1 protein-coding gene and 3 rRNA genes are annotated in these 6,293 nt (G+C 53.5%); 3 read left to right on the plus strand and 1 reads right to left on the minus strand.

The genetic code is table 11. From position 1 onward, the window contains the following. The first annotated feature begins 522 nt into the window (after positions 1 to 522). The 3 genes from BHAP_RS11265 (at position 523) to rrf (ending at position 5,893) form a co-directional block, all read left to right on the plus strand. A 16S ribosomal RNA gene (locus BHAP_RS11265) occupies positions 523 to 2,049 on the plus strand. Positions 2,050 to 2,543: 494 nt separating this feature from the next. After that, positions 2,544 to 5,603: ribosomal RNA gene (locus tag BHAP_RS11270) — 23S ribosomal RNA — on the plus strand. A gap of 173 nt (positions 5,604 to 5,776) precedes the next feature. Continuing rightward, positions 5,777 to 5,893: ribosomal RNA gene (gene rrf, locus BHAP_RS11275) — 5S ribosomal RNA — on the plus strand. The 16S, 23S and 5S rRNA genes sit together here, the layout of an rRNA operon. A gap of 303 nt (positions 5,894 to 6,196) precedes the next feature. Here the strand turns inward: rrf and BHAP_RS12015 are convergent. Next, a complete protein-coding gene (locus tag BHAP_RS12015; RefSeq protein WP_275542115.1) occupies positions 6,197 to 6,289 on the minus strand; it encodes an SDR family oxidoreductase in 93 nt (30 codons plus the stop codon). Positions 6,290 to 6,293: the final 4 nt, after the last annotated feature.

Raw genomic sequence — 6,293 nt, forward strand, 5'->3', positions numbered from 1 at the left:
CGACTGTTCTACGGTCGCTGATGTGTTGGTTGTGTGGTTGGGTTGGGTGTCGTTGGGGTGAATTGTGTGGGTCGTGTGGGTGGATTTGTGGTTTTTGGTGTGGTTGTGGTGGTGTTTTGGGCGTATTGTGAGAGTGTGAGCGTGTTGGAGGCGTGTTTTCGACACGCCGTGGGAACGTTGTTGTTGCAACGTTTTGGGTGTTGTTTTGTGATGCTGGTTTGCGCTTGTGTGTGGTGTCGTGTATGTTTATCTCTTGCTGCCGCTGAGCGGTCTGGTTCCTTCCGGTTGGTTGGTTTCTGGGTTTGCTTGGAGTGTGGTGGTGGTTTGAGAACTCAAGAGCGTGTTTGTACTACTTCTTTATGTTTGTGATTGCCAGTCCAATTCCCGCCTTTGACCTGTTTGTTGGTTGGGGGTCTGCGAGAGTGGTTAATGGGGGTTGGGGTTTTTGTGCGAACGTCCTTCCTTATAGGACGATTGTCATTTTTTTGTTTGAGAGTCATTTGTTGGGTCTTTTGCAAGTTTTTTGTGGAGGGTTCGATTCTGGCTCAGGATGAACGCTGGCGGCGTGCTTAACACATGCAAGTCGAACGGGATCCTCGACTTCGGTTTGGGTGAGAGTGGCGAACGGGTGAGTAATGCGTGACTGACCTGCCCTGTACTTTGGGATAGCTCCTGGAAACGGGTGGTAATACTGAATGTTCCACATGATCGCATGTGATTGTGGGAAAGCTTTTTTGCGGTATGGGATGGGGTCGCGTCCTATCAGCTTGACGGTGGGGTGATGGCCTACCGTGGCTTTGACGGGTAGCCGGCCTGAGAGGGCGACCGGCCACATTGGGACTGAGATACGGCCCAGACTCCTACGGGAGGCAGCAGTGGGGAATATTGCACAATGGGCGCAAGCCTGATGCAGCGACGCCGCGTGAGGGATGGAGGCCTTCGGGTTGTAAACCTCTTTTACAAGGGAGCAAGGCTTTTTAAGTTGAGTGTACTTTGTGAATAAGCACCGGCTAACTACGTGCCAGCAGCCGCGGTAATACGTAGGGTGCAAGCGTTATCCGGATTTATTGGGCGTAAAGAGCTCGTAGGCGGTTCGTCGCGTCTGGTGTGAAAGCCCATCGCTTAACGGTGGGTTTGCGCCGGGTACGGGCGGGCTGGAGTGCGGTAGGGGAGACTGGAATTCCCGGTGTAACGGTGGAATGTGTAGATATCGGGAGGAACACCAATGGCGAAGGCAGGTCTCTGGGCCGTTACTGACGCTGAGGAGCGAAAGCGTGGGGAGCGAACAGGATTAGATACCCTGGTAGTCCACGCTGTAAACGGTGGATGCTGGATGTGGGGCACGTTCCACGTGTTCTGTGTCGGAGCTAACGCGTTAAGCATCCCGCCTGGGGAGTACGGCCGCAAGGCTAAAACTCAAAGAAATTGACGGGGGCCCGCACAAGCGGCGGAGCATGCGGATTAATTCGATGCAACGCGAAGAACCTTACCTGGGCTTGACATGTTCCCGACGACCTCAGAGATGGGGTTTCCCTTCGGGGTGGGTTCACAGGTGGTGCATGGTCGTCGTCAGCTCGTGTCGTGAGATGTTGGGTTAAGTCCCGCAACGAGCGCAACCCTTGCCTTATGTTGCCAGCAGTTCGGCTGGGGACTCATAAGGGACCGCCGGGGTTAACTCGGAGGAAGGTGGGGATGACGTCAGATCATCATGCCCCTTACGTCCAGGGCTTCACGCATGCTACAATGGCTGGTACAGCGGGATGCGATACTGTGAGGTTGAGCGGATCCCTGAAAACCGGTCTCAGTTCGGATCGGAGCCTGCAACTCGGCTCCGTGAAGGTGGAGTCGCTAGTAATCGCGGATCAGCAACGCCGCGGTGAATGCGTTCCCGGGCCTTGTACACACCGCCCGTCAAGTCATGAAAGTGGGTAGCACCCGAAGCCGGTGGCCTAACCGTTTTGGAGGGAGCCGTCTAAGGTGAGACTCGTGATTGGGACTAAGTCGTAACAAGGTAGCCGTACCGGAAGGTGCGGCTGGATCACCTCCTTTCTACGGAGAATTCAGGATACTGTTTGGTATCTGGTGTGTGCCCTGATTATGGAATGGTTTCATAGTTTGGGGTGTGCTGGTGTGGAAACAATCACAGGTTTGAGCATAAAGGTGACTGTCGTGTGCATGTGAATGCGTGTGTGTGATGGTTGTGTGGTGTGGATGCGCTTTTGGGTTCCCGAACCGTCACCCCAGAGTTTATTCTGGTGCGGTTCGTGCTCATGCTCATGGGTTGGCTGACTGTTTGGTTGGTTGATGTGTGGGTGTGTGGTGTGGTGGTTTGAGAACTGGATAGTGGACGCGAGCAGGATCACAATGGTGAATGCATGCTGTGGTGTGTGTTTATGATTGTGTGTTCTGCTGTTTTTTCGCCGGGCTGCATGAACTTTTTGGTTTGTGTGGTCTGGTTGTTTGATCGTTTTGTGATCGTTAGTGTGATGATTTGTTGTCGAGTGTTTGTTACTCGTTGGTTGCTTGCAATTGCTGGTTGTGTGGTGATTGTGGGTAAGGGCGTGTGGTGGATGCCTTGGCAGACAGGACCGATGAAGGACGTGGTGGGCTGCGATAAGCCTCGGGGAGTTGCCGAATGAGCGTTGATCCGAGGGTGTCCGAATGGGGTAACCCGGCTACTGTTGTGGGTAGTCACTAGCTTTGGCTAGAGGGTACGCAGGGAAGTGAAACATCTCAGTACCTGCAGGAAAGGATACTCCGTGAGTAGTGGCGAGCGAAAGCGGATGAGACTAAACCTTGTGCGTGTGATACCCGTCGGGGGTTGCGTATGAGGGGTCGTGGGAGATCGTTTTTTCAGTGCCGACGTGCTGGACGCGAGTGAGAAAATTCTGGTTGAGGTGAACTGGTTTGAAGACCGGACCGTAGAGGGTGATAGTCCCGTAGCTGGTTGATCAGGGTCTCGTGGATGGTGTTCCCAAGTAGCTCGGGCCTCGTGGAATCCCGAGTGAATCTGCTCAGACCGTTGGGTAAGTCTAAGTATTCCTGTCTGACCGATAGTGTACTAGTACCGTGAGGGAAAGGTGAAAAGCACCCCGGGAGGGGAGTGAAAGAGTTCCTGAAACCGCGCGCTTACGATCCGTCGGAGCCTTGTTATGGGGTGACGGCGTGCCTATCGAAAAATGAGTCTGCGAGTCAGTGGCATGTGGCGAGTATAACCCGTGTGGGGTATGCGTAGCGAAAGCGAGTCTTAAATGGCGTGTGAGTCGTGTGTCCTGGACCCGAAGCGGGATGATCTAGCCCTGAGCAGGTTGAAGCATGGGTAAGACTGTGTGGAGGACCGTACCCACCTGGGTTGAAAACCGGGGGGATGACTTGGGGTTAGGGGTGAAAGGCCAATCAAATTCCGTGATAGCTGGTTCTCTCCGAAATGCATTTAGGTGCAGCGTTGGTTGATTGCGTCTGGGGGGTAGAGCGACTGGATGCTTGCGGGCCCGTATTGGGTACTAATAGCAGCCAAACTCCGAATACCTGTGGCGTGTATGCTGGCAGTGAGTCGGCGGGGGATAAGCTCCGTCGTCAAAAGGGAAACAGCCCAGATCGTCGTCTAAGGTCCCTAAGCGTGTGCTAAGTGGGAAAGGATGTGGAGTCGCATAGACAGCCAGGAGGTTGGCTTAGAAGCAGCCATCCTTGAAAGAGTGCGTAACAGCTCACTGGTCTAGTGGTTCCGCGCCGACAATGTAGCGGGGCTTAAGCACACCACCGAAGACACGGCAATACCGTTTGGTGTTGGGTAGGAGAGCGTCCTGTATGGGGTGAAGCTGTGGTGTAAACCTATGGTGGACTGTATGGGAGTGAGAATGCAGACATGAGTAGCGAGAGCGGAGTGCGAATCTCCGCCGCTGGATGACTAAGGGTTCCGGGGCCACGTTCGTCGTCCCCGGGTGAGTCGGGTCCTAAGGCGAGGCCGACAGGCGTAGTCGATTGGATGAACGGGTTGATATTCCCGTACCAGTATGAGACCGACAGAACTGAGGCCATGAGTACTAACCTTCATTAATCGTTGATCCAGCTTTCGGGTTGGTGATGTGGTTGGTGTTGGGATTGTAGTGGTAGTAGGTTGGCACAGGAGTGACACAGGAGGGTAGCCGGCTGTGGAGGTGGTTTTCCATGGTTAAGCGTGTGGCCTGTATTCTAGGTAAATCCGGAGTACATATAGGGTGAGGCGTGATGATGGGAGCGTATGCTCGAATTCGGTGATCCCATGCTGTCGAGAAAAGCTTCGGTGTTAGGGCTTGTACTGCTCGTACCCTAAACCGACACTGGTGGTCAGGTAGAGAATACTAAAGCGATCGAGCGAATCCTGGTCAAGGAACTCGGCAAATTACTCCCGTGCCTTCGGTATAAGGGAGACCCCTGATGGTGAGAATATGTACTGTTGGAGCTGTTGGGGGTGGCACAGGCCAGGGGGTAGCGACTGTTTACCAAAAACACAGGAGCGTGCGAAGGCGTAAGCCGCTGTATACGCTCTGACGCCTGCCCGGTGCCGGAAGGTTAAGAGGATCCGTTAAATCTTTTGGTTGAAGCGGTGAATTTAAGCCCCGGTAAACGGCGGTGGTAACTATAACCATCCTAAGGTAGCGAAATTCCTTGTCGGGTAAGTTCCGACCTGCACGAATGGCGTAACGACTTCCCCACTGTCTCGACCAGGAGCTCGGCGAAATTGCAGTACGAGTAAAGATGCTCGTTAAGCGCAGAAGGACGAAAAGACCCCGGGACCTTTACTATACCTTGGTATTGGCGTTAGGCGCGGATTGTGTAGCATAGGCGGGAGACTGTGAAGCTCAGGCGCTAGCTTGGGTGGAGTCGTAAGGTGAAATACCGCTCTGTTCTCGTTTGACGTCTAACCACAGCACGTTATCCGTGTTTGGGACAGTGCCTGGCGGGTAGTTTAACTGGGGCGGTTGCCTCCTAAAGAGTAACGGAGGCGCTCAAAGGTCCGCTCAGCCCGGTTGGTAATCGGGTGTTGAGTGTAATCGTACAAGCGGGCTTGACTGTGAGACTGACGGGTCGAGCAGGGACGAAAGTCGGAGATAGTGATCCGGTGCCGGCGCACGGGCGTGGCATCGCTCAACGGATAAAAGGTACCCCGGGGATAACAGGCTGATCATTCCCAAGAGTCCATATCGACGGGATGGTTTGGCACCTCGATGTCGGCTCGTCGCATCCTGGGGCTGGAGCAGGTCCCAAGGGTTCGGCTGTTCGCCGATTAAAGCGGCACGCGAGCTGGGTTCAGAACGTCGTGAGACAGTTTGGTCTCTATCCTCTGCGCTCGTTGGAATCTTGAGGAGGCCTGCCCATAGTACGAGAGGACCTGGGTGGACGAACCTCTGGTATGCCAGTTATCCCGCCAGGGGTATGGCTGGTTAGCTACGTTCGGAAGGGATAACCGCTGAAAGCATCTAAGCGGGAAGCCCGCTCCAAGATAAGGATTCCGTAACCATTTGGTTTGAACCCTCCATGAAGAACACGTGGTTGATAGGCCGGACGTGGAAGCCCTGTAAAGGGTGGAGCTGACCGGTACTAACAGGGAACAACAATCACTATATTCAACCCATAACATTGGGTTGGACAAGTATCCAACTATGCTACAAACTAACTCCAACAAGGAGCAGTAACTATCACGAAAACGATGAATCGCGTCTACTATCCGGTCCCCAAACCATCACAAGACCAGCAGAAAAAAACATGATTTTTCTGACTGTATTAATTGAAGATTTGCGGCGGTCATAGCCCAGGGGAAACGCCCGGTAACATTCCGAACCCGGAAGCTAAGACTTGGCACGGCAATGGTACTGCACTCGCTAGGGTGTGGGAGAGTAGCACACCGCCGCTATACACGTGATATGAAAACCCGGTCGAGCACACACTCCCGGGTTTTCCCATTTTCTCTTATAACTAGAATACAACCACTACACTAACACATGGCAGAAAACACTCNCTTACACCCTAGTCAGTGAGCATTATCCGCCACTACACGTAACGACTGGCAGAAAACACTCACTCACACCACTATCAGCGAGCAAAAACCGCCACTACAACTAGTGACTGGCAGAAAATGCTCACTCACATCACTATCAGCGAGCAAAAACCGCCACGCAGCTACGTGTAGCCGCTGGCCTAGCCAAGGAAACTGTGTTTAGTACACGGAATAGCCACCATCGACTTGAAGATTAATGCCGGTTACATAAGAAGCCGCATCACTGGCTAAAAATAGGACAGCGGATGCAATCTCA

The sequence above is a fragment of the Bifidobacterium hapali genome, assembly GCF_002259755.1.
GTDB lineage: Bacteria > Actinomycetota > Actinomycetes > Actinomycetales > Bifidobacteriaceae > Bifidobacterium > Bifidobacterium hapali.